The organism is Fulvivirga imtechensis AK7 (assembly GCF_000331535.1).
Lineage (GTDB): Bacteria > Bacteroidota > Bacteroidia > Cytophagales > Cyclobacteriaceae > Fulvivirga > Fulvivirga imtechensis.
Window position 1 is genome coordinate 21,400 of record NZ_AMZN01000043.1, and the last position, 21,219, is coordinate 42,618.

At 39.7% G+C, this 21,219-nt stretch carries 16 protein-coding genes; all 16 read left to right on the plus strand.

The window, feature by feature from the left end; all coding sequences use genetic code 11:
• Window positions 1-259: 259 nt before the first annotated feature.
• The 16 genes from C900_RS12145 (at window position 260) to C900_RS12220 (ending at window position 21,209) form a co-directional block, all read left to right on the plus strand.
• The gene (locus tag C900_RS12145) at window positions 260-1,546 is read left to right on the plus strand and encodes an oligosaccharide flippase family protein (RefSeq protein WP_009580191.1); all 1,287 of its coding nucleotides are present in this window, start codon (window positions 260-262) and stop codon (window positions 1,544-1,546) included.
• A 19-nt stretch (window positions 1,547-1,565) separates the two neighbouring features.
• Entirely contained in the window at window positions 1,566-2,597 is a 1,032-nt protein-coding gene (locus C900_RS12150) for a glycosyltransferase family protein (protein WP_009580192.1), read from the plus strand.
• A gap of 9 nt (window positions 2,598-2,606) precedes the next feature.
• Entirely contained in the window at window positions 2,607-3,638 is a 1,032-nt protein-coding gene (locus C900_RS28395; protein WP_009580193.1) for a glycosyltransferase family 2 protein, read from the plus strand.
• On the plus strand, window positions 3,635-4,855 hold the full coding sequence (locus C900_RS12160) for a glycosyltransferase family 4 protein (protein WP_009580194.1): 1,221 nt from the start codon (window positions 3,635-3,637) through the stop codon (window positions 4,853-4,855). The genes C900_RS28395 and C900_RS12160 overlap by 4 nt, the downstream gene beginning before the upstream one ends.
• On the plus strand, window positions 4,852-6,081 hold the full coding sequence (locus C900_RS12165; protein ID WP_009580195.1) for a glycosyltransferase: 1,230 nt from the start codon (window positions 4,852-4,854) through the stop codon (window positions 6,079-6,081). Before C900_RS12160 ends, C900_RS12165 begins: the two co-directional genes overlap by 4 nt.
• Before the next feature lie 4 nt (window positions 6,082-6,085).
• On the plus strand, window positions 6,086-6,916 hold the full coding sequence (locus C900_RS12170) for a class I SAM-dependent methyltransferase (RefSeq protein ID WP_009580196.1): 831 nt from the start codon (window positions 6,086-6,088) through the stop codon (window positions 6,914-6,916).
• A 69-nt stretch (window positions 6,917-6,985) separates the two neighbouring features.
• A complete protein-coding gene (locus C900_RS12175; RefSeq protein WP_009580197.1) occupies window positions 6,986-7,720 on the plus strand; it encodes an FkbM family methyltransferase in 735 nt (244 codons plus the stop codon).
• A 1-nt stretch (window position 7,721) separates the two neighbouring features.
• Window positions 7,722-8,549, plus strand: coding sequence for a hypothetical protein (locus C900_RS28400; RefSeq protein WP_051052835.1), 828 nt, complete (start codon window positions 7,722-7,724; stop codon window positions 8,547-8,549).
• A 7-nt stretch (window positions 8,550-8,556) separates the two neighbouring features.
• The gene (asnB, locus tag C900_RS12185) at window positions 8,557-10,419 is read left to right on the plus strand and encodes an asparagine synthase (glutamine-hydrolyzing) (RefSeq protein ID WP_009580199.1); all 1,863 of its coding nucleotides are present in this window, start codon (window positions 8,557-8,559) and stop codon (window positions 10,417-10,419) included.
• Complete coding sequence (locus C900_RS12190; RefSeq protein ID WP_009580200.1) at window positions 10,412-11,527, plus strand: glycosyltransferase family 4 protein; 1,116 nt, start codon at window positions 10,412-10,414, stop codon at window positions 11,525-11,527. The genes asnB and C900_RS12190 overlap by 8 nt, the downstream gene beginning before the upstream one ends.
• A gap of 75 nt (window positions 11,528-11,602) precedes the next feature.
• Window positions 11,603-15,145, plus strand: coding sequence for a PKD domain-containing protein (locus tag C900_RS12195; RefSeq protein WP_009580201.1), 3,543 nt, complete (start codon window positions 11,603-11,605; stop codon window positions 15,143-15,145).
• A 638-nt stretch (window positions 15,146-15,783) separates the two neighbouring features.
• Entirely contained in the window at window positions 15,784-16,260 is a 477-nt protein-coding gene (locus C900_RS12200) for an Lrp/AsnC family transcriptional regulator (RefSeq protein ID WP_009580202.1), read from the plus strand.
• Between the two features lie 6 nt (window positions 16,261-16,266).
• Window positions 16,267-16,770, plus strand: a complete 504-nt coding sequence (locus C900_RS12205; RefSeq protein WP_009580203.1) for a phosphoribosyltransferase family protein — start codon at window positions 16,267-16,269, stop codon at window positions 16,768-16,770.
• A gap of 60 nt (window positions 16,771-16,830) precedes the next feature.
• On the plus strand, window positions 16,831-18,354 hold the full coding sequence (locus tag C900_RS12210) for a PAS domain-containing sensor histidine kinase (RefSeq protein ID WP_009580204.1): 1,524 nt from the start codon (window positions 16,831-16,833) through the stop codon (window positions 18,352-18,354).
• A 167-nt stretch (window positions 18,355-18,521) separates the two neighbouring features.
• Window positions 18,522-19,340, plus strand: coding sequence for a 3-methyl-2-oxobutanoate hydroxymethyltransferase (gene panB / locus C900_RS12215; protein WP_009580205.1), 819 nt, complete (start codon window positions 18,522-18,524; stop codon window positions 19,338-19,340).
• Between the two features lie 105 nt (window positions 19,341-19,445).
• A complete protein-coding gene (locus C900_RS12220; protein ID WP_083867486.1) occupies window positions 19,446-21,209 on the plus strand; it encodes a TrkH family potassium uptake protein in 1,764 nt (587 codons plus the stop codon).
• Window positions 21,210-21,219: the final 10 nt, after the last annotated feature.

Below are 21,219 nucleotides of genomic sequence, written 5' to 3' on the forward strand. Positions count from 1 at the left end.
TCTACCATTTGAATTTCTGCTTTGCAATGATCTTCTTGCAAAGAGATTATAATATCATAGATGTTTGCTATCAATATACATGTCAAATTTAATACTTTTTATAAGGTTACTAAACACATTGATTTAACCACACATAAATAATGTGTGAATTATCTTATTCATAGATGAACGAAAAGTGCTAGACAAGAAGAAACTTAATTTTGTCGACATAGTTAAAACAGTCAAGACTAGAGGTACTTTCCTAAGAAATTCCCTTATAATGTCAGCGGGCGCAGGTTTAGGAGTCGTTTTACAAATAGTTTTTACTCCTGTTTTATCACGCATTTATAGCCCGGAGGTATATGGCCATTTCGCTGTGTACAACTTACTTCTTGATCATTTTGTAATGTTTGTTGGCTTGGCGTTAACAGATGCTTTGCTTGTCCCGAAAAAAATGCAGGATTTCTATGCCTTGGCTAAGACCATTATCTACTCCACATTAATTGGCCTTGTTTTATTTATTGCGGTGCTCGCATTATTTAAGGATAGAATATTTGGTCAGTTTTTCAATATTACCAATGTATCATGGTACCTTTTTCTTATACCGGGGGGGATTTTATATGCTTTGCATCAGATTTTTTCGGCATGGAATATAAGGTTCAAGAAATTCTCTAAAAATGCTCGTGCCATTTTTTTATCAAATTTTATTAGCAGACTCTTTGCATTGGTGTTTGGGCTTTTTAATCCATCTGCTCTTGCCTTTGTAGGGAGTGCTGTGTCTGGCCAATTATTTTCATTGCCATTTCTTGCCGGTAGTAAGATGCTAAAGGTGATTTTTGGGAACTTCAAGAGGCTCAGTTTAAAATCGCTTGGGCAAGTATTGGTAGATTACAAACAATATCCTCTGTATATTTTTCCTGGTAATTTTATGAATCGTTTTTCTCATAGTATCCCTATCTGGGTGCTGGGTCTTTATTTTAGCCCATCAAAAATTGGAGTCTATTTTTTTGCTGTGAACTTATTAAATCTACCACTCAATGTAATTGGAAATGCCTTACGGCCTGTTTTTTTGCAAAAGGCGTTTGAATTACGCAATAACAGGAAAAGGTTGCAGCAGATGACAAAGGAGGTTTTTTATAGACTTTTCTTTATAGGAATACCATTTCTCCTGATACTCATTATCTTTGGGGATCTATTATTTCAAGTCATTTTTGGAGATGATTGGATAGAATCCGGATTGATAGCGTCTATTCTTGCTACTGGATTTTTCTTTCAGCTTATTTCTTCCCCACTCTCAGGGCTACGTAGGGTTCTTAATAAAGAAAGAGAAGAATTTATTTTGCAGATATTTTTTGTTGTAATAAGATCTACAATGTTTATATATGCATTTTTTGACTCAAACTTTATACATTTAGTCATATTCTACGGAATTATAAACACTTTGATCTATATCGTGAATACCGTAGATAACTTTAGATTGGTTGGAGCTTCACTGCTGAAGATTTCATTGATAATATTGATAACTATTGTTTTCATTTCTTCAATCCTGGCTTTTAAGTTTCAATGAGAACTAGCGCTCTCATATAATGAGTAGAGAATTCGGAATATATATTTTAACCTACCCTGGTGACTACCATTTGGCACAGGCATTGATTAAAAGCATTCGGTATTTTAATCCTGAGCTTCCCATTATGATCATTCCGGGTACCGGCTTCAACCGCCAGGAGCATCCTTTTTCGGGAGAAAAAATAATGGATGATCCGGACGACATCCGGTGGTCATCTCTTGGCGCTTACGACAGGTTATTTTGGATCTTTCAGGGGCCATTTGATAAGTTTCTTTATTGTGATGCGGATCTCATCTGCTTAAAAAGTATTAATGGCCTCATCGAAAGGATCAAAACAGAAAAAGGGCCTTTTATGTATGTGAATTTACCATACCATGGATATGGATTGAAAGAAGATACTTCGGATGGATATGACGATGACAGGATTTCAAAAATAAAGGTTGGTGGGCAAATCGGTATTCTGGATAGGCTGAAAAATTTTGATCCTGAACATGACGTGTACAAAAGTTATCCTTTTAATAGCGGTCTTATAGCAAGCTCTAAAGAGACCATTACGCCTGAGGACTTTTTTGAATTTCGGCAAAAGGAAGTTTCCTTTTATGAGAGAATTCTTAAAAAGGATTTTGATCCAAGACAGTTGTATGAGCTTTTTTATGGAGATCAGGGCCGTTTAAATTATCTGGTTTTCAAAAAAAAGATTCCTCTTAAAAGTTTGTACCCGGATGCTCACTACCGGTGGGGAGGTGATACCTTCGGAGTATCGCTCCAAGACGTTCTGAGTGGAAATTCCCCTTATGCATTTATTCATTGGGCAGGTTGTCCAAAGCCTTCTTATTCAATCTTTGCTTCTGGATTTCTGTTTTACTTTCTTTATAAAAGTTTTGGTTACTTGCGCTATGACTACAGCACTAATGGTATACCAGGGTTGGCAGTTTGGGAGAAATTTAGTGAACCAGGTAGCATTTTATCAATGACAAAGTTTTCATGGCGGGATTTTCGGAGCAAAATATGGCCATATTTAAAAGGTTGGGTAAAGAGAAAAATTTTTTAGAAGGTGCTGGTGTCAATAGTAGTTCCCTGCTTTAACCGGGAAAAATATATTCGGGAAACATTGGATTCCATTCATAATCAGACCTACCACAACTGGGAGGCTATTGTTGTTGATGATGGATCTTCTGACGGGTCAGTTAATGTTATTAATGAATATGTAAACAAAGACAGCCGCTTTAGACTATTACACCGTAGTAGAACACCTAAAGGAGCAGCGGTCTGTAGAAACGAAGGAATTACTGTAGCTCAGGGTGATTTTATAATGTTTCTTGATTCGGATGATCTGCTGGCTGAATGGTGCCTGGAGCAGCGGATGAAAATCATGAGTGAGTGCACAGAACAATGGGACTTCCTGGTTTTTCCTTCGTTGTTGTTTAAGGAAGTTTATGATGATATGCGGATTTTAGCTGATGTTGGCACGGAGGAAAAAGATATTTACCGAATATTGAGATTAGAGGTTCCATGGACAATATCGGGTCCGATATGGAAAAAGCAATCGCTAAGATCGTTGGGTGGATTTGATGAAAATTTATCTGCCAAACAAGATCCGGATTTGATTATAAGAGCAGTTTTATCGGGGTTGTCGTATAAAAGGTTTTTAGAAGTCAGGCCTGATGTTTTTTATCGTCAGCATCAAGACGGCCGCGTATCTTCTTTGGACGACTTGGGGAATAAAAAAATTGTGTTTAATAACATTCGAAAACTAATCTGCAAAACTTCAGGGTTGCTGCAAGAATCAAAATATAATAATGACCTGCTGGTATTTAGAGCTCTAGGTAATGCATTGATAACAAATATCTTTAATGCCCTTTTTTCCCACCTTCATAATGAGGCAATTAAGTTCCTGAAATTAGGGGATACACTAAATTTGTTTTCCAGGTTTGATTGCAAACTGATTTATTTTCTCATTAGATTGGACGGGTTAGGAGGGAAATCCATACCTGGTTATTATAGAATTATGAGATTGTTTCTCTGGAAATATTCAGCTCCGAACCACTGGGCAAGATTTACATATACCGGCCCATTAAACGCGCAAAAATGAATATCTTAATTGCAAGTGAATGTTTTAGACCGGGTGGAGCTCAGGTTTTTGCTTTAAGATTAGCCCGGGCTTTATCGGAAAATACAGAGTACAAAGTATATGTGTTTTATAATTTTAAAGATTACATCTCTAGAGATTTGGTCAACAAAATTTATCCTAAGGTCAGATTGCTGTCACCTGAAATACCCTTTCTTCTGGACTTCTGTATCAGAAAATTTGATCGCCTGCTGCGTGTTATGAACATTGATATTGGTGTGCGGGAAAAATTTGTAGGGTGGAGCATTAAAAAGATAATATCAAAATACAAAATTGATATTGTGCATAGCCATATGTTCAAGTCGAACTATTCTTTTGCCAACGCTTTAGTGGGTATGGATACGCCTAAACTTGTAAATACTATGCATGGTTGTTATGAAAACTTCTACAACAGTTATATGACTAAACAGGGTGAGGTATTATTGAATTATCCTGACAAAATGCTTAAAACACTTCAACGGTTAAATGGTATAGCTTATCTCACCGAAAAAAACCTGGAAGTTATCAACGACCTTTCCCCCAATCTTTTACGAAATAAAGTGGTAGCAAAAATCTATAATGGTTTTCCTGACACTACGGTTGATCAAGGGTTAGATGATGATACTCCTGACGTTACTCAGCGCTCTGGTCTGGTTTTTGGAATGGTGGCGCGCGGGATTGCGGAAAAAGGTTGGCAAATTGCTATTGAAGCTTTTTTGCAAATCGGAGGCTATGAACAGCATAGATTAATATTGGTCGGGTCTAGCGACTATCTTTCCTGGCTGAAGCACAAGTATGCCGAGCATTCCAACATTATATTTACCGGTCATTCTGATGATCCGATCAAGATTATTAAAAACTTTGATATCGGGCTCCTTCCCAGTACATTTTGGGCGGAAAGCTTGCCTAATTCTGTAGTTGAGTATCTTTCATGTGGCAAAGCAGTAATAGCTACGGATATTGGAGAAGTTAAGCGTATGTTAAATTATGAAGGATTTTCTGCGGGTCAATTGCTTCTTATAAAGCAAAACTCCATAGAAGCTAGTGACCTGAAAGAAAAGATGGACATTTATCTCCAGGATAGGGATCTATTAGCACAGCACCAAAGGGCGGCATTGAATGTTGTTAAACAATTCGATATGAAGATCTGTCTGGATAAATATTTGAAATTTTATGGTAGAGTGGTAAACGAAAGGTGGTGAGGAGGGTAAAAAGAATATTATTACTGATACCAAACCTGGATTTTGGAGGTGCCCAACGTGCCTTCTATTATTTGGGAAGGGAGCTATCTGCTGATTATGAGGTTTACGAATGTGTTTTTAATCAAGATGGTGGTATTGCATTTCCCAGTGAAAACATGCTTTATGACCTTGAGATACCTGCTGGTAAAAATATACTTGATAAAGGATATCGATTTCTGCAACGTGTCTTTAAAGTAAGAAGTCTGAAGAAAAAATTGCAAATTGACCTCACCATCAGCATGCTGGAAGGAGCAGATCATGTAAATATTCTTTCAAAGCATAAAGATTGGGTATGGCTATGTGTTCAGGGAAGCAAAAGTTTCGATAAGGATATGCGCTATGAAGCCTTGAGTAAGAAATTTTTAATACCATTCTTCTATAAGAAAGCAGACAGAATAATAGCTGTAAGCGAAGGAATCAGAAAAGAGCTAATAAAACAATTTAATATCAACGAACGCAAAGTCGTAGTTATTGAAAATGCAGTCGACCAAAAAATGGTGGATCAAAAAAAGAGCGAGCCGCTACCAGATTTATACAAGCAACTTTTCTCTACAAATAAAGTAATTGTGACGTCCGGCAGGCTGCACAACCAAAAAAATCAACTTCCTCTATTTGATGTTTATGCCGAAATACATCGTATTGACCCTCAAATTAGAATGTTTATTATTGGGGATGGCCCTCTGAAACAGGAAATGGAAAATCGTGCGGAAAAATTCAGTTTTAAAACTTATTTTCAATGGAACGCAGTTGAGCCTACCGGCAGTGAATCTGTCTTCTTCCTGGGGTATCAGGACAACCCATTCAAATACATTTATAACTCAAATTTGTTTATATTTCCATCGTTATGGGAAGGTTATCCTTTGGCATTGCTGGAGGCTATGTCATGTGCCGTGCCTGTACTGGCGGCCGATTGTCCGACCGGGCCCAGGCAAATACTTGCTCCCAACAACGCAAAAGATGTCTACGAGCTGGAACAGTTGGAGGTTGGGGAGTATGGCATGCTCCTACCGCTCATAACCGGGCGGAAAAACTCAAATGCAGTAAGCGTATGGGCTGAGACTATACTACGCTTTATAAATGATCGGGAGTTTATCTCCTACTATGGAAAACGTTCAAGATCACGAGCAAAGGACTTTTCTGTTGAAGTTATTGGAAGTAGATGGAAAGCAGAACTCGCAAAACAATAAGCAATTGAAAGATAATCAACGCACACCGGAACGCATTCGCTTCCATTATGAGGTAGAAAAGGAGTTGGCCGGCAAACTTCGTGCAGCGGATAGAAAAGAACGGATGCATTTATATAGTAGTGTTTATAATGAACTCTTTACACGGGTAACTGATCATCCACAGATAGTTCAAAAAGCCAGTTTGGAAGCACAGCAGCAGGCGGTTAATTGGCAGATCAAACTCCTTAAGCCTCTTTTAAGTAATAAAAAGACATTTATGGAAATAGGTTCTGGTGACTGTAGCCTTTCTTTTGCAGCTACCAAATACGCTAAGTATGTGTATGCGGTAGATGTCTCGGAAGAAATAGCGCGGAACGCTGCAACTCCCAAAAACTTTAACCTCGTAATATCGGATGGAATTAGTATCCCTGTACAGGAAAACAGTATTGATGTTTGCTATAGCAATCAACTAATGGAGCACCTGCATCCTGACGATGCGTTTGATCAGTTAAAGAATATCTACACTGCCCTAAGTGAGGGCGGTAAGTACCTTTGTATAACACCAAATAAATTAGCGGGTCCCCATGATGTCTCAAAATATTTTGATAGAGAGGCAACTGGATTCCATTTGAAAGAATATACAATAGTTGAGTTGAATAGATTGTTTAAAAAGGCAGGTTTCTCCAGTACAAAGGCTATGCTCAGTTTTAAGAATAATATATGGACCATTCCTGTAGAGGCAGTAGGGTTCATGGAACGCGCTTTGAGCATTTTCCCATATAAGATTAGAAGAAAATTAGCTCTGAATCCTATAATTAATAGATTTCTGGGTATCTATATTGTTGGTTGTAAGTAAAGCCTTTGGAGAGTATTGGAAGAGGAGTGCTAAAGTAAGAAAGTGTAAAATCTACGCATAAATTTCATTATGAAAGAGAAAATAAAGGTAATTTTATCTCAGAATAGTTTAATTTTTAAAATTCTATCTTTTTTTTACAATCTTCCTCGCTTGCTATGGAAGCCAAGGTTAATAAAGGATATAGATGAAAAGCTTTCTCAATTTGTACGAGAAAATATGTATTTTGTGCAGATTGGGGCAAATGATGGTGTACGGTCGGATCCAATTCACCAGTATGTAACCAAGTACAGTTGGGAGGGCGTCTTAGTTGAGCCGGTTCCATACCTTTTTGAGCGCTTGAAAAACAACTATTCCGGTAGGATCGGTCTGCACTTTGAAAATGTAGCAATTACGCACGAGAGAGGTTCGGTCTCTTTTTACAGTGTCAAACAAGCCGATGATCTTGATCCCTGGGTACATGGGTTGGCTTCACTGGATAAGCAACATTTACTGCGGTACCTGCCCGTACAGGATAAGGAGAGTTATATTATTGAAGAGCAGGTAAAAACCATCACCATGACTGATCTTTTAGATAAATACTCCATAAAAGCTATTGATCTACTATGTATTGATGTAGAAGGGTTTGATTATGAAGTGATAAAGGGAGTCGATTTTCAAAGAGTTAAACCGAGAGTTATCATTTATGAACACAAGGTATTGAGTCTGGAGGATTTTAAAAGTTCTGTTAAATTGTTAAAGCAAAATGGCTACCGTTTATGGTCCACCAGTGCTGATACAATAGGTATTCTTAAATCTGAATTATAAAATGAATAGCAAGTGGCTGGCAAATGACGACATTGTGAACGAAATGGAGTCTTTTCTGAAAGTATATTCACAAAAACCTGAACTAGTTAATGAGGGTGGGATGAAAGCTCCTCATATGTTTGCCTGTTGGGTAATGTTACGAGCGCTACGACCAACGCATATCATTGAAAGCGGTGTTTGGCGTGGCATGGGCACCTGGTTGTTCAGAAAGGCAGCACCTCAGGCAAAGTTGATATGCCTCGACCCAAATCCCCATTTTCGCTATCATACTGATCAGGATGCAGAATATTCAGAGAAGGATTTTTTTGAATATGATTGGAGTGATATCCCGAAAGATAACACGGTTCTTTTTTTTGATGACCACCAAAATGCATTGGAGAGATTAAAGTTTGCCAGTGGTAAAGGGTTTAAGCATCTGATATTTGAAGATAACTATCCTTCAACTGTGGGTGACTGTTACTCTATCAAAAAAGCACTGGCGGGAACAGGCTTCTCACCGGCTAAAGCTGGTATTTTGCCAAAAAATACCCTAAAAAGAAGGATCAAAAAGCTGTTAGGACTCAAAACCTTTGAGTTCTTGAGGTTTGTTAATCATCCCAGCGAAATTCCTCCTAATGAGGAAGATAGAAAGTGGATGGAAGACAAGGCCGATATCTATTTTGAATTTCCTCCTGTGTATAAAATGGAGAAGACAAGATGGGGAGATTCTTGGGATGAAGCAAAATATCCTGGTCCTCAGCCATTGTTTACCGAATACCATGAAAAATATTCATTGTTCTATGAGGAGGCATTGTTTTATACCTGGATATGTTATGTCAGGCTGAAATAGGGGCTTTATGTGCGGAATAGCAGGTTTTTTTGCGGAAGAGCTGGGTAAGGGGGAATTGATATACTTTAATGAAAGTCAACGTCATAGGGGGCCGGACGCAAGTGGTACCTTTTGCGAAGGCAAGGTAGGCTTATCACATACAAGGCTTAGCATCATTGATCTATCGGATTCTGCCAATCAACCAATGACTTCTGCTTGTCAAAGGTATGTTATAGTCTACAATGGAGAGATATATAACTTCAGGGAAGTACAGCAGAAGTATGGTTTAAATACCTCCACGTCTAGTGACACAGAGGTGTTGCTTGAGGCCTTTGCCATCAAAGGAATAGAGATTGTCGATGAGCTGAATGGGATGTTCGCCTTTGCCATTTATGACAAAACGGAAAGAGCTCTTTGGCTTTGTAGAGATCGCCTGGGAGTAAAGCCACTTTACTACTATTGGGATGGCAACAGTTTGGTGTTCTCTTCTGAATTGAAAGGACTTACCTCCATAGGCTTCATCAGGGAAAGATTGAAGGTTAATGCTATGGCAATTAATCAATTCCTATACTTATCTTTTATACCGGCACCTAATTCCATCTATGAAAATATTTTTAAGTTGGAGCCGGGAACATACCTGACAATAAAAGACGGTGGGAATTTTGTAAAACATAAATATTGGAGCTTAAACACGAATGTCAGAGTCAATGCCGATTTATCTTGGGAGCAGGCAAAAGCAAAACTACATCAGTTACTTGATAGTGCTGTAGAAAAACAGATGGTAAGCGATGTGCCTTTGGGAACTTTTCTGAGTGGTGGGATTGACTCCAGTATAGTCACGGCACTGGCGCAGGCTCATTCTGATAAACCGCTGAAAACATTCACCATTGGTTTTAGTGATGAAAAGTTTAATGAGGCGCCACATGCCGCAGCTATCGCCAGTTATCTCAAAACAGATCATCATGAGACGATCCTTTCACCCGATGAAGCAAAAACCAAAATAGTCAATATTTTGGATCTCTATGATGAACCCTTTGGGGACTCGTCATCCATTCCTACGATGTTAGTTTCGGAGGTGGCTCGAAGGCAGGTGAAGGTAATTTTGTCAGGAGATGGAGGGGACGAGTGTTTCCTGGGTTATCACCGGTACATCTGGGCGAAAAGATTTGAAAGGATGACAGGATTGATGAACCCACAGATGATAAGTAGAATCTTAGGTGTTGTGAGAAACGAGAAGTGGAAAAGAACTGCTGAAATTTTCAATGTACGGAACAAAAATGAGGAGATCAGTCATTTGTTTTCCCAAAATGCGCTTCAATTTAGCGAATCTCAGTTGCATACTGTTTTGGATAAAAAATATAGGAATGCTATCTCGCTTTGGGGAGGGGGGTGGAATGGCCCGGGGAAGCTATCCAAAGCTGAACAGCTGGCACTGTTTGACCTGACATATTACTTACCTGATGACAACCTAACCAAGGTTGATCGCGCCAGTATGTCTACTTCGTTGGAGGTAAGGGTACCATTATTGGATCATCGTGTAGTTGAATTTGCTCAACAGGTACCATTGCCCTTCAAATTTAAAAATGGTGAGGGTAAAAGAATCCTCAAAAGCATCCTTTATGATCGTGTGCCAGCGCACCTTTTCGACAGGCCTAAACAGGGTTTTTCTATCCCGTTGAATTCGTGGTTGAAAGGAGATTTGAATTATCTCATTAAAGAGTTTCTTTCTGAGGAGGCCTTGCGCACTTCCGGTTTTTTTAATGTTCCCGAAATACTTCGTTTTATTGAAGGCTTTGAAAAAGGACATCATTCTTATGTAAATAAGATTTGGTCTGTAATTTTACTTCAGAAGTGGTATTTCGAAATATATCTGCCCTTAACGAATGGCTAAGCCCAGGATTTTAATCGTTGACAGTTCAAGAGCATTTACGGGTGCGTTCAATTCTATCTTAAATTTCTGTGAAGGCTTAAGAGATGACTATGATTTTCATTTTGCTTTACCAAAGCACTCTTCAAACATTTCTTTGATCAGGGAAAGGTACACATACCAGGAATTTCAATTCATAGATATTTCAATGAATGCTAAGGCACTTCTCTTTCTGCCGTATTTAGTATCAAATTCACTTAAATTAAAGCGATACATTAAGTCGAATGGAATAGATATTGTGCACGTAAATGATATTATTAATCTAGCAGGAGTTGGAGCCAAATTCTTTGGAGCGCGGGTTCCCTTGGTTTATCACATTAGGCTAATGCCGGATTCTTACTTTGCACGATTGTATCCACTTTTTTTTCGGGTCATCTACGCATATGCCGATAGAATTATATGTGTTTCAGATGCGGTGAAAAAAAAATTAGGCAGGAGCAATAAGATAATTAGAATATACAATGCTTTTAATTTTAAAGAAGCCACACTAAAGAGAAGCAGGGTGATTGATAAAGAGAAAGTAACTCTTCTGTATTTGGCTAATTATACACCGGGTAAGGGCCATGATGCAGCTTTAAGAGCGTTTGCTAAAGCATTTCAGACAAACTCTAAAATGAAGTTGATTTTTACCGGGGGGTGTATGGGGTTAAAAAAGAATGAATTATATCTTTGTAATTTGGAAAAATTGGCAGAGGAACTTCATATCAAAGACAAGGTGGTTTTTAGAGCGTTTTCTTCGGATATTGAATCTTTGTTTGCAGAAGCTGATATTTTTTTAAATTTTTCAGTGTCGGAATCCTTTTCCCGTACTTGCCTGGAAGCACAATATTTTGGAGTTCCTGTTATTGCAACAAACTGCGGAGGTCCTGCTGAAATTATACAGGATCAGCACAGTGGCTTGCTGGTTCCGGTTGGAGATATCGATAAAATGGCTGAGGCTATAATAAAACTGACTACAAATCCGGGTCTTAGGGTAAAATTTGCTAGTGGGGGCAAACAGATAGTGGAAAATAAGTTTTCTTACAAAACAACTATTATGCAATTAAATAGGTTATATCAAGATCTGCTGTAAAAGCCAGTTACACTTTAAAGAAAAATACCATTAATAACAGTAGACATTCTTAATCAGAATGTTTTAATTACTATCATGAGTCAAAGAGTTGCCATTTTATTTATTAGTTTGACGATAGCTATTACACAAGCAATAGGTCAGTGTGACCAGGCTGATTTTGATATTAGAGCGAATATCTGTCTCAATGAACCTCTGCCATTAGAGAACACTTCTACGGGACTTCTTAGCCATGAATGGGACTTTTGCGTTGGAGATAATCTCACGGGGAGTCCCACTTACTCAAAGCTTCTGCCATCTCAAAGCTTTGGGCAAAGCTTTGGGGTTCGAGTTGTCAGGGACGGGGAATATTGGTATGGCTTTGTTATCGACCGTAACACTAAAGGTATAATTAGATTGGACTTTGGTGCCAGTTTGGCTAATACTCCCACCTATAATAATTTAGGTAATCCATCAGGCGCATTGACAGACGCCATTTCTATAGAATTATATAAGGAAGGAAACAATTGGTTCGGTCTGGTGCCTGGCTTTATACAGAATAAAGTCTTTCTCCTTAGCTTTGGAAACTCCATTCAAAATACACCAACTGTAACAAACATCACTGGAAGTGCAAGCTATCAATATCCCATCTATGCCACCATACAGAATTCAGGAGGAAATATAGTGGCTTTTATTGTGAATAACAGGAGTGGACAATACCCTGTTCATCGTTTAAATTTTGGCAATAGTATCACAAATACACCAACAATAACCACAATAAACCATACAGATTTTAATGAAACAGTAAATATTTCCTTTATAGAGGAGTGTGACAGCTATTATGGGTTTCTGACCTCGAGAGGCAATGGCAAAATTTTCAGATTAGATTTTGGAAATGACCTTACCAGCTCTCCTTCAATACAGGAAATTGGTGCTGGCTCTGGGTTGACTTTTAACAATCCGGCAGGTATTCAGACCGTCAAAGAGGGCGATGAGTATCACGCATTCATTACCTCCAGAAATGGCCCCGCATATCGCCTTGATTTCTCCAGTAGTCTTCTGAATACTCCGAGCGGAACGACTCTACCTATGGGTGTAAGTGGCGATTGGGAGGTTGAGCTCTTTAAGGAAGGAAGTATATGGTACGGATTTAAAGCCAATACCGGTGCAGGGATTTATCGTATTACTTTTCCAGAAGATTGTTCTGCGAATATTCCCTATTCTACAGAGGAGGAACCAATGAACATCCAATACTCCAGTGCAGGTACCTATAAAATTAGTTTGTCCGGTTTAAACACTAGTGGGAATACTTCTTCTGTTACAAAAGAGATTACGGTAAGTAATACCTTGCCCCCATCCATAGATTTTGGAGTCGACAATATCTGCTTTAATACTGCTACTCAACTTTCCGCAATGAGCAATGACGTGGCTGTTAACTCGTGGGAATGGGATTTTGGCGATGGCGCTACGGCAACCGGGGAAATTGTAAACCATACCTATGCTGCCACCGGGTCTTATGATGTAAGTCTTAGGATTTTTAATGGAACGTGTTCAAATTACCTGACTAAAACAGTAACAATTTATAATGAACCAGTGCCCTCTTTTACTGTTCCTACGGGTAATATTTGTACTAATGATACCTACCTCTTCGAAAACACCACCCCTGGCGATTTCGATGGCAACATCACCTACGAATGGTTCATCAACGGAGAGTCGGTGGCTACTACAGAGGACCTGGATTATGAGTTTCCCTCAGGGGGAGCTAAGGAGGTTAAGCTGGTAGCGACAATTCCCGGTTGCTCGGTGGAGGCCATTCAGAATATTGCCAATGTGGATGAGGGGGCCAACCCCTCCTTCACTGTCAATGACGACTGCCTGGGGCAATCTTTCCAGTTCAATAATACATCTACCGGAGAAGTAGCATCCCATCAATGGGATTTTGGTAATGGCTTTACTTCCAATCTGTCAAATCCTTCTTTTCAATATGCAGAGCCTGGCACTTACGATGTAACGCTCACCCTCACTAACTCATCGGGGTGCGTCACTGACACTACCAATTTTGTCACCGTTTTTGAGTTACCCATTGTTTCATTCACCAACGACCTGGCCTGTGAAGGTTCGCCTACGCAGTTTGCAGATTCTTCAACTGTCGGTGATGCCAACATCACTGCCTGGAACTGGAGCTTTGATGATCCCTCCTCTAACGACAATACTTCTGCTGCACCAAACCCCTTGCACACATTTACAGGGTCAGGAAATTTCGATGTGAAATTGGTGGTAGAGTCAACCAATGGGTGCCGTGATTCTTTAATTCAGGCTGTAAATGTATTAGCCGCCCCGGAAGTGGATTTTACCTACGACCGGTTATGTATCAATGAAGCAGTGCAGTTCCAGGACCTTTCTCAGCCGGTAGCAGGTGAAACCATAACATCCTGGGCGTGGGATTTAGGTGGGGTGTTTAGCGCTGAGCAAAACCCCGAAGTTACCTTTGAATTTGCCAAGAATTACGGAGTGGGATTAACTGTTACCTCTGAAAATTTATGTACTGCAACTACCTATAAAACTATTACCATTACTCCCGTGCCGGAAGTGGTCTTTGAAATAGAGGATGCCTGCGAAAACACGGAAGTGCACCTTTACGATACTACTGATCCCCTTGGTGACGAGGTGGCCTCCAGAAGCTGGAACCTTGCAGGTCTGGCATCAGCGAGCGATTCTTCAACCTATTTTCACTTTCCCCAGGCTGGCACTTACGAAGTTGGACTGTCCATTGTTACCCAAAATGGTTGTGAATACGCTACATCACAGTCCATAGAAGTCACGCAGGCTCCAACGGCATCTTTTACCAGCCCAATAATGTTTGGCGCCCCACCTTTAGAAGTTGCATTTGTTAATAACTCTGCCAATGCAGTAACTTATATGTGGGATTTTGATGACGGAACAATTTCAAACGAGACTCAGCCTGTACACACTTTTACCGAAGAGGGTACACATACAGTGCAGTTGGTGGCGACCGATGCTTTAGGCTGTAGTGATACTACCTCACGTACTATCAATGTTGTTTTTCCTGATCTGGAGCTTGAGCTAAGCAGGTTGTTCATTACAGAAAAGAATGGTAGCAATATGTTGATCATGATGCTGATCAACAACGGAACCATTGTTATTGAGAATTTGAATGTAACCATCGACCTTGGAGATCAGCTAGCTGCCAAAGAACTGGTAAGCGCCACCATTATGCCTGGAGAACAGGTAAATGTGCCTTTGCAATTGTCTTTTGTGAACAAAGATCTTGAGTTTGTGTGCGTCACTGTCGAAGCGCTCATTGAAGGAGTCGAAGAAAGTGATGCTACCAATAATTCCAGGTGTATAAACTTCGAAGACGATGTCATCATTCTTAAACCATATCCTAACCCTGGTACTGGGGAAATCCACATAAATATAGTCTCTAATGTTTCCGAAACACTCACGGCCAGATTATTTAGCCCGAAGGGTAATCTCGTCAAAGATGTAGCGTTTCAGAAATTGGGCACCGGCTATAATGATATTGTTCTGGATGCCACAGATGTAAAGGATGGCCTCTATTTCCTGAAAATTGAATATGGTGGTAAATCTGAAGTATTTCGTGTCATGATCGGTAACTAGCGCTCGTATCATGCTGCCGATCATACCGTTCAAAGAAAATACAAATTTATTAACAATATCTTTATTTTTATTTCGTCCTTCTTTGTGTTTAATAGTTATCTTCGCACCCGATTTTAATAATTAAAGTTCTTATATTAATGTGGGTTCGATATAGTAGAGCCGGTTAAAGGCATGTATATCAGAAAACAGAAAAAACTCTTTTAAAGGTCCTTCTGCCAGCCCCGAACTTGCCTCGGGGGAAGAATGAAGGATCTTACTAAGTTCAAGAGGTACTATTCACAATTTAGGAAGATCCTTCTTCCGTCAGAATGGCCTCTTATTTTTAAGCGTTTTTATATTAAACTCACGTTATATTAACTATTGCTTGTAAGAAAACTCTAAGTGGCTTTAAGAAACGAATCCCAAAAAGCGGAGTGTACTGAGGTACGTGAGCATTTTTGGGACAAGCGTAACGCAGACATCGGCGTTTTCTTAGAGACACTAACTAAAAAGTGTTGATTAAGAGCCACTTGATGGTTTACCGCTGTCAAAAAGTTTGGATATAAGAAGTCTAATTGGATGAAGGCGTGTTATAAAGAAGAAAACTCAAACTACATGGGATACGTAACAATTCCATAAAAACGATTTTAAGAGCAACTATGAAGAAGTCAAAGATAAAACTGGATAAGACAGATCGCAAAATACTTGAAATATTACAAGCCAATGCCAAGATAACGAATGCTCAACTGGCTCAGGAAATAGGACTTTCTCCCGCACCAACGCTTGAAAGAGTGAAAAAGTTAGAAATCTCCGGCATTATTAAAAGCTACCATGCTACCCTGGATAATGAAAAAGTAGGCCTTGGTGTAAGTACATTTGTGATGGTTAGCCTGAAGGGCCACAACAAAGCCAATATTGAAGTTTTTACTCAAAGTATTGCTGAGATTGAAGAAATAATAGAATGTCATCATATTACAGGTTCCGGTGATTTTATTTTGAAGATAATTTCTCAGGATATACCTTCATATCAAAAATTGATGTTGGAGAAAGTTACCAACATTGAGGTGGTGGATAGTATGCAATCATTAGTGATATTATCTACCTTTAAGGATAGTAAAATAATGCCAATACCTTAAAAATTTATGGGAAACAAAGGCCTGATTTTATCTGATGCACAGGTAAGGCAAAAAATTAAACGTATAGCGTACGAAATATACGAGAATAATTTCCAGGAGAAAGATATCATACTCGCCGGAATACAGGAGCAAGGTTACGAATTGGCCAGGCTCCTGCTGGAGGAGTTGCAGCAAATAGCCTCTTTTAAAACGACCCTGATCGGAGTACGCCTTGACAAATTTGCCCCAACGCAAAGCGAGATCAGCCTCGATTGTGACGTATCAGTAGTTAAAAATAAGTGTATCATACTTATCGATGATGTGATGAACACCGGCCGCACGATGGCTTATAGCTTAAAGCCATTTCTGAACGTAAAGGTTAAGAAAATAGAGACTGCTGTATTAGTGAATAGGAGCCATACGCAGTTCCCGATCTCAATACAATATACCGGCTACGAGTTGGCAACCACTATCAAAGAACACGTTGAGGTTCAGTTGGAAAATGACAGAAAAGCAGTATACCTTCAGTAAGGATTTCATTTGTTTTAGTTAAATCATCCCATTATATTAGGAGGTTTATTCTGCAAACGCATGCCGGAATTTGAAAATACTGTCAACCTGAAGGAGGATATCAACAAGTTAGAGGGACTTCTTGCTACAAAAGAAATTGAAATTGCTACCCTAAGAGATAAGCTCAGCAAGTACGAGGCAGCGGCCAATGGTGCCAACGATGGCTTGTGGGATTGGGATTTTGAAAATAAAGTGGCATTTGTATCCAGGCCCTGGAAAACAATGTTGGGTATCGATGAAGACGAAGTTATCGACCACAACGGATTGGTTTCATGGGAGCATCTCCTTCATCCGGATGATAAGGAAAGTGCTATCAATGTTTTTAGGGATTACATTGAGGGACGAATTGATACCTACCGCGAAAAGTTTCGACTGAAACATACAGATGGCACCTACCGGTGGATACTCTCAAAAGCAAAAGTGATCTATGATGCCAAAGGTAAGCCGGTAAGAATATCAGGCTCACATACTGATATTACCGAGCAGAAAAAGGCGGCCGATGCGTTAAAGAAAAGTGAGGAAAAGTACCGGAATCTTTTTGAAAACTCTCTGGTAGCAATGTTTCGGACACATGCCCTATCAGGAGAGGTAGTAGAAGCCAATGATAAATTCTGGGATCTTTTAGGTGTACCAAGGGCACAAAAGGGAAAGATCCGGTTCGATATTTTTGCCGAAGAAAAGGAAAAAAGAAGAGTGTTGAAAATTTTGGAGGATCATGGTGCGGTTGACAACCTGGAGCTTCAGATAAGGACCTTTACCAACGAACTGATATGGGTTTCTTTCAGTGCAGTGCTTTATGAAGATGAAAAGATAATAGAATGTGTTCTAAAGGATATCACCCAGACAAAAGAGAATCTGCTTGAGCTGCAAAAGGTGAATTTTGAGCTTGACAGCTTTGTTTACCATGCCTCTCATGACCTTCGTTCACCACTCAGATCAATTTTGGGATTGATAGACCTCTATAGGTTGGAAACTGATACTAAAATAAAAGAAGAGTGCATAGAAAAAATAGAGGGTAGTGTAAACCGCCTGGATGATCTGGTGGTAGAACTACTAAGCATCTCCAGGAATGACCGTGTAAATGATCCGCACATACCTATCAACCTCATGGTCGAAATAAACAATAGTATTTCCAGCTACTATAATGCCACCAATACTACGGGGCTGGAAGTTATTACTAAGGTGTTACAACCGGTGCCATTTAAATCTGATTTAACCCGGGTGCGAATTATCCTGAATAATCTTATCTCCAATGCTATTAAATATCGTAACTTTCACAAAGACCGGGCTTTTATCCGTATTGAAGCTACGGTAAATGCCGAAAGCGCTGTCTTAAAAGTTGAAGATAATGGCGAAGGGATAGCAGAATCCAAATTACCTCATATCTTTGACATGTTTTACAGAGCCACTGAGAAAAGCGAAGGCTCAGGATTGGGCTTATATATTGTGAGAAAAGTCGCTGAAAAGCTCGATGCTGAAATAAATGTGCAGAGCGAGGAGCTTGAGGGTACCGAGTTCACCATTACGATACCGAATACTAAATAGTGTTTGTAACAAACTCTAAGTGGCTTTAAGGAAACGTTAAGGTCAAGGCTTGCGAAGTGCCAAAAAGCGGAGCGTACTGAGGTACGAGAGCATTTTTGGGGCGAGCGTAACGCAGACATTGACGTTTTCTTAGAGACACTAAGTAGCATTGAAAAAGATAAAACAACATGTCTATTCACAAATCTGATATAAAAAAGGTTACTACGCACCAGTTGCAGGAAATGAAGAACCGTGGTGAGAAAATTGCGATGCTCACAGCATACGACTACTCCATGGCCAGAATACTGGATGGTGCAGGTATTGATGTACTACTCGTAGGTGATTCAGCTTCAAATGTAATGGCAGGAAATGAGACAACTTTGCCTATCACTTTGGATCAGATGATTTACCATGCCAGCTCGGTAGTGAAGGCGGTGGAGCGGGCATTTGTAGTAGTCGACATACCATTTGGCTCTTATCAGGGTAATTCATCTGAAGCATTAAGGTCTGCAATAAGAATAATGAAAGAGTCAGGGGCTCACGCAGTAAAAATGGAGGGTGGCAGCGAAATTAAAGAATCCGTCATACGTATACTGAGCGCTGGTGTGCCGGTAATGGGGCATCTGGGCCTTACACCACAGTCTATCTACAAATTTGGAACATATACAGTCAGGGCTAGAGAAGAGGAAGAAGCTCAAAAGCTGTTGGAAGATGCGAAATTGCTCGAAGAGTGTGGTTGCTTTTCAATCGTACTGGAGAAAATTCCGGCTGACCTTGCAAAGAAGGTGGCTGAGGCTGTATCCATCCCTATTATCGGTATAGGTGCTGGTGCTGATGTTGACGGCCAGGTGCTTGTAATGCAGGATATGCTGGGGATCACCAAAGAATTTAAACCCCGGTTTCTCCGCAGATATGCCGATCTGTATACTGTGGTGACAGATGCCGTCAGCCACTATATTGAGGATGTAAAGGCGAAAGATTTTCCTAATCAAGAGGAAAAATATTAACAGATCTTCATTTGTTTAACATGCTACAAATAAGCCCACACAGAAGTTTTGAGTCAAAATTTTAGTAAGTTTGATATTTATAAAATCACTGACCCGTTGAATCGAATGATCCGGTGGATGTTAGGTTCGGGCTTGTTTATCTTCAGCCTGCTGGCATTTTTGGGAGTGATCGTTGAAGCGGGGTTTGAGCTACCATTTCATGTAGTCATAGTCATTCACATTCTGTATTTTCTTTGTGTTACAGTTTTTTTAGCAGTAATCTTTGTTAGGATTATTCTGAAATTCATCAGAAAAACTGAACGAAGGAAAATTCTCATTTCCGAGTATTTTTTGTTCATCGTACTAATCGTGCTCCTGACACTTAACGTTCTGATGTCCGGAGATGAGGAGAGCAAAATCGTTTTTATCAACATCGTTACCGATGTGGTTTTTTTGAGGTTCAGCATCATTCTTCTTTTCATCATTGAACTTTCGAAAACCTCATTAAAGTTTCAGCGTCTGGATCTTAACCCGGCATTACTTTTTATTGGCAGTTTTTTACTACTAATACTTATCGGGACAGTGCTTTTGATGCTCCCCCGTGCTACAACATCAGACCTGTCTCTGCTGGATGCCTTTTTTACTGCTACAAGTGCGGTATGCGTTACTGGGCTTATCGTAGTAGATACAGCTACGCATTTTACGCACTTTGGTCAATTGATCATCCTTATCCTCATCCAGATAGGTGGGTTGGGTATCATGACATTCACTACTTTTTTCGGATTTTTCTTTAAGAGTTCTTCCAGCTATGAAAACACACTTTTCATTCAGGAATTTGTCAATGAGAATAAGATCAGTCAAATACTACATACTATTGTTAAGGTAGTGGCTTTTACCATTTTTATAGAGCTGGTGGGGGGCGTTTTTATATACTTTAGCATCGCTGATACTTTTGAAACCTCATCAAAAGCCATATGGTTTTCTGCTTTTCATACTATTTCCGCCTTTTGCAACGCAGGTTTTTCAACGCTCAGCAATGGTCTTTACGAGCCGGTCATTCGTTCGGCCTACAATTTACATATGATCCTGGCGGGGTTGATTTTCTTTGGTGGCATCGGCTTTCCGGTAATATTTGATATCTATAAATCTATAAAGTATTATGTGGTAAATAAATACCTTCAAGTGATAAAAGGACAACAGTATGTACATAGAGGGCGGCACCTGGCAGTACACTCTAAAATTGTGCTTGCTACATCTGCAATATTGCTGGTTACAGGCTTTGTTTTCTTCTTCGCAGCAGAATTCAACAATACTTTGGCAGGGCTACCATGGTATGGCAAGCTCGCAGGAGCTATTTTTGGGACAGTTACACCCAGAACGGCCGGTTTTAACACTGTGGATATGACCTCACTGTCAGTGGCTACCATTTTAGTTTACTTTTTTCTGATGTGGATTGGAGCCTCCCCCGGATCAACAGGTGGTGGGTTGAAAACCAGCACATTTGCTGTGGCAGTATTAAACGTATTAAGTATTTCAAAAAGGAAGGAGCGTATTGAAATATTCAAAAGAGAAATAACCAACGAGTCGGTACGAAAGGCATTTGCTGTTATACTCTTGTCCTTTTTGGTTATCGGTTTAGCTGTATTCCTGGTAACGCTGTTTAATCCTGAACTGCCCTTGCTTTCAATCATATTTGAATGTGTATCGGCTTTTAGCACTGTTGGCCTTTCTTTAGGCATTACAGGTGTGTTGAGTGCGGCAAGCAAAGGTGTAATTATAGTCACCATGTTTTTGGGAAGGGTCGGTACCCTGACGTTGCTGGTGGCGTTAATTGTTAGCGCAAGAACTCAAAGCTATCGGTATCCTTCCGAAAACGTTTTTATTACCTAAAAAATAAGCT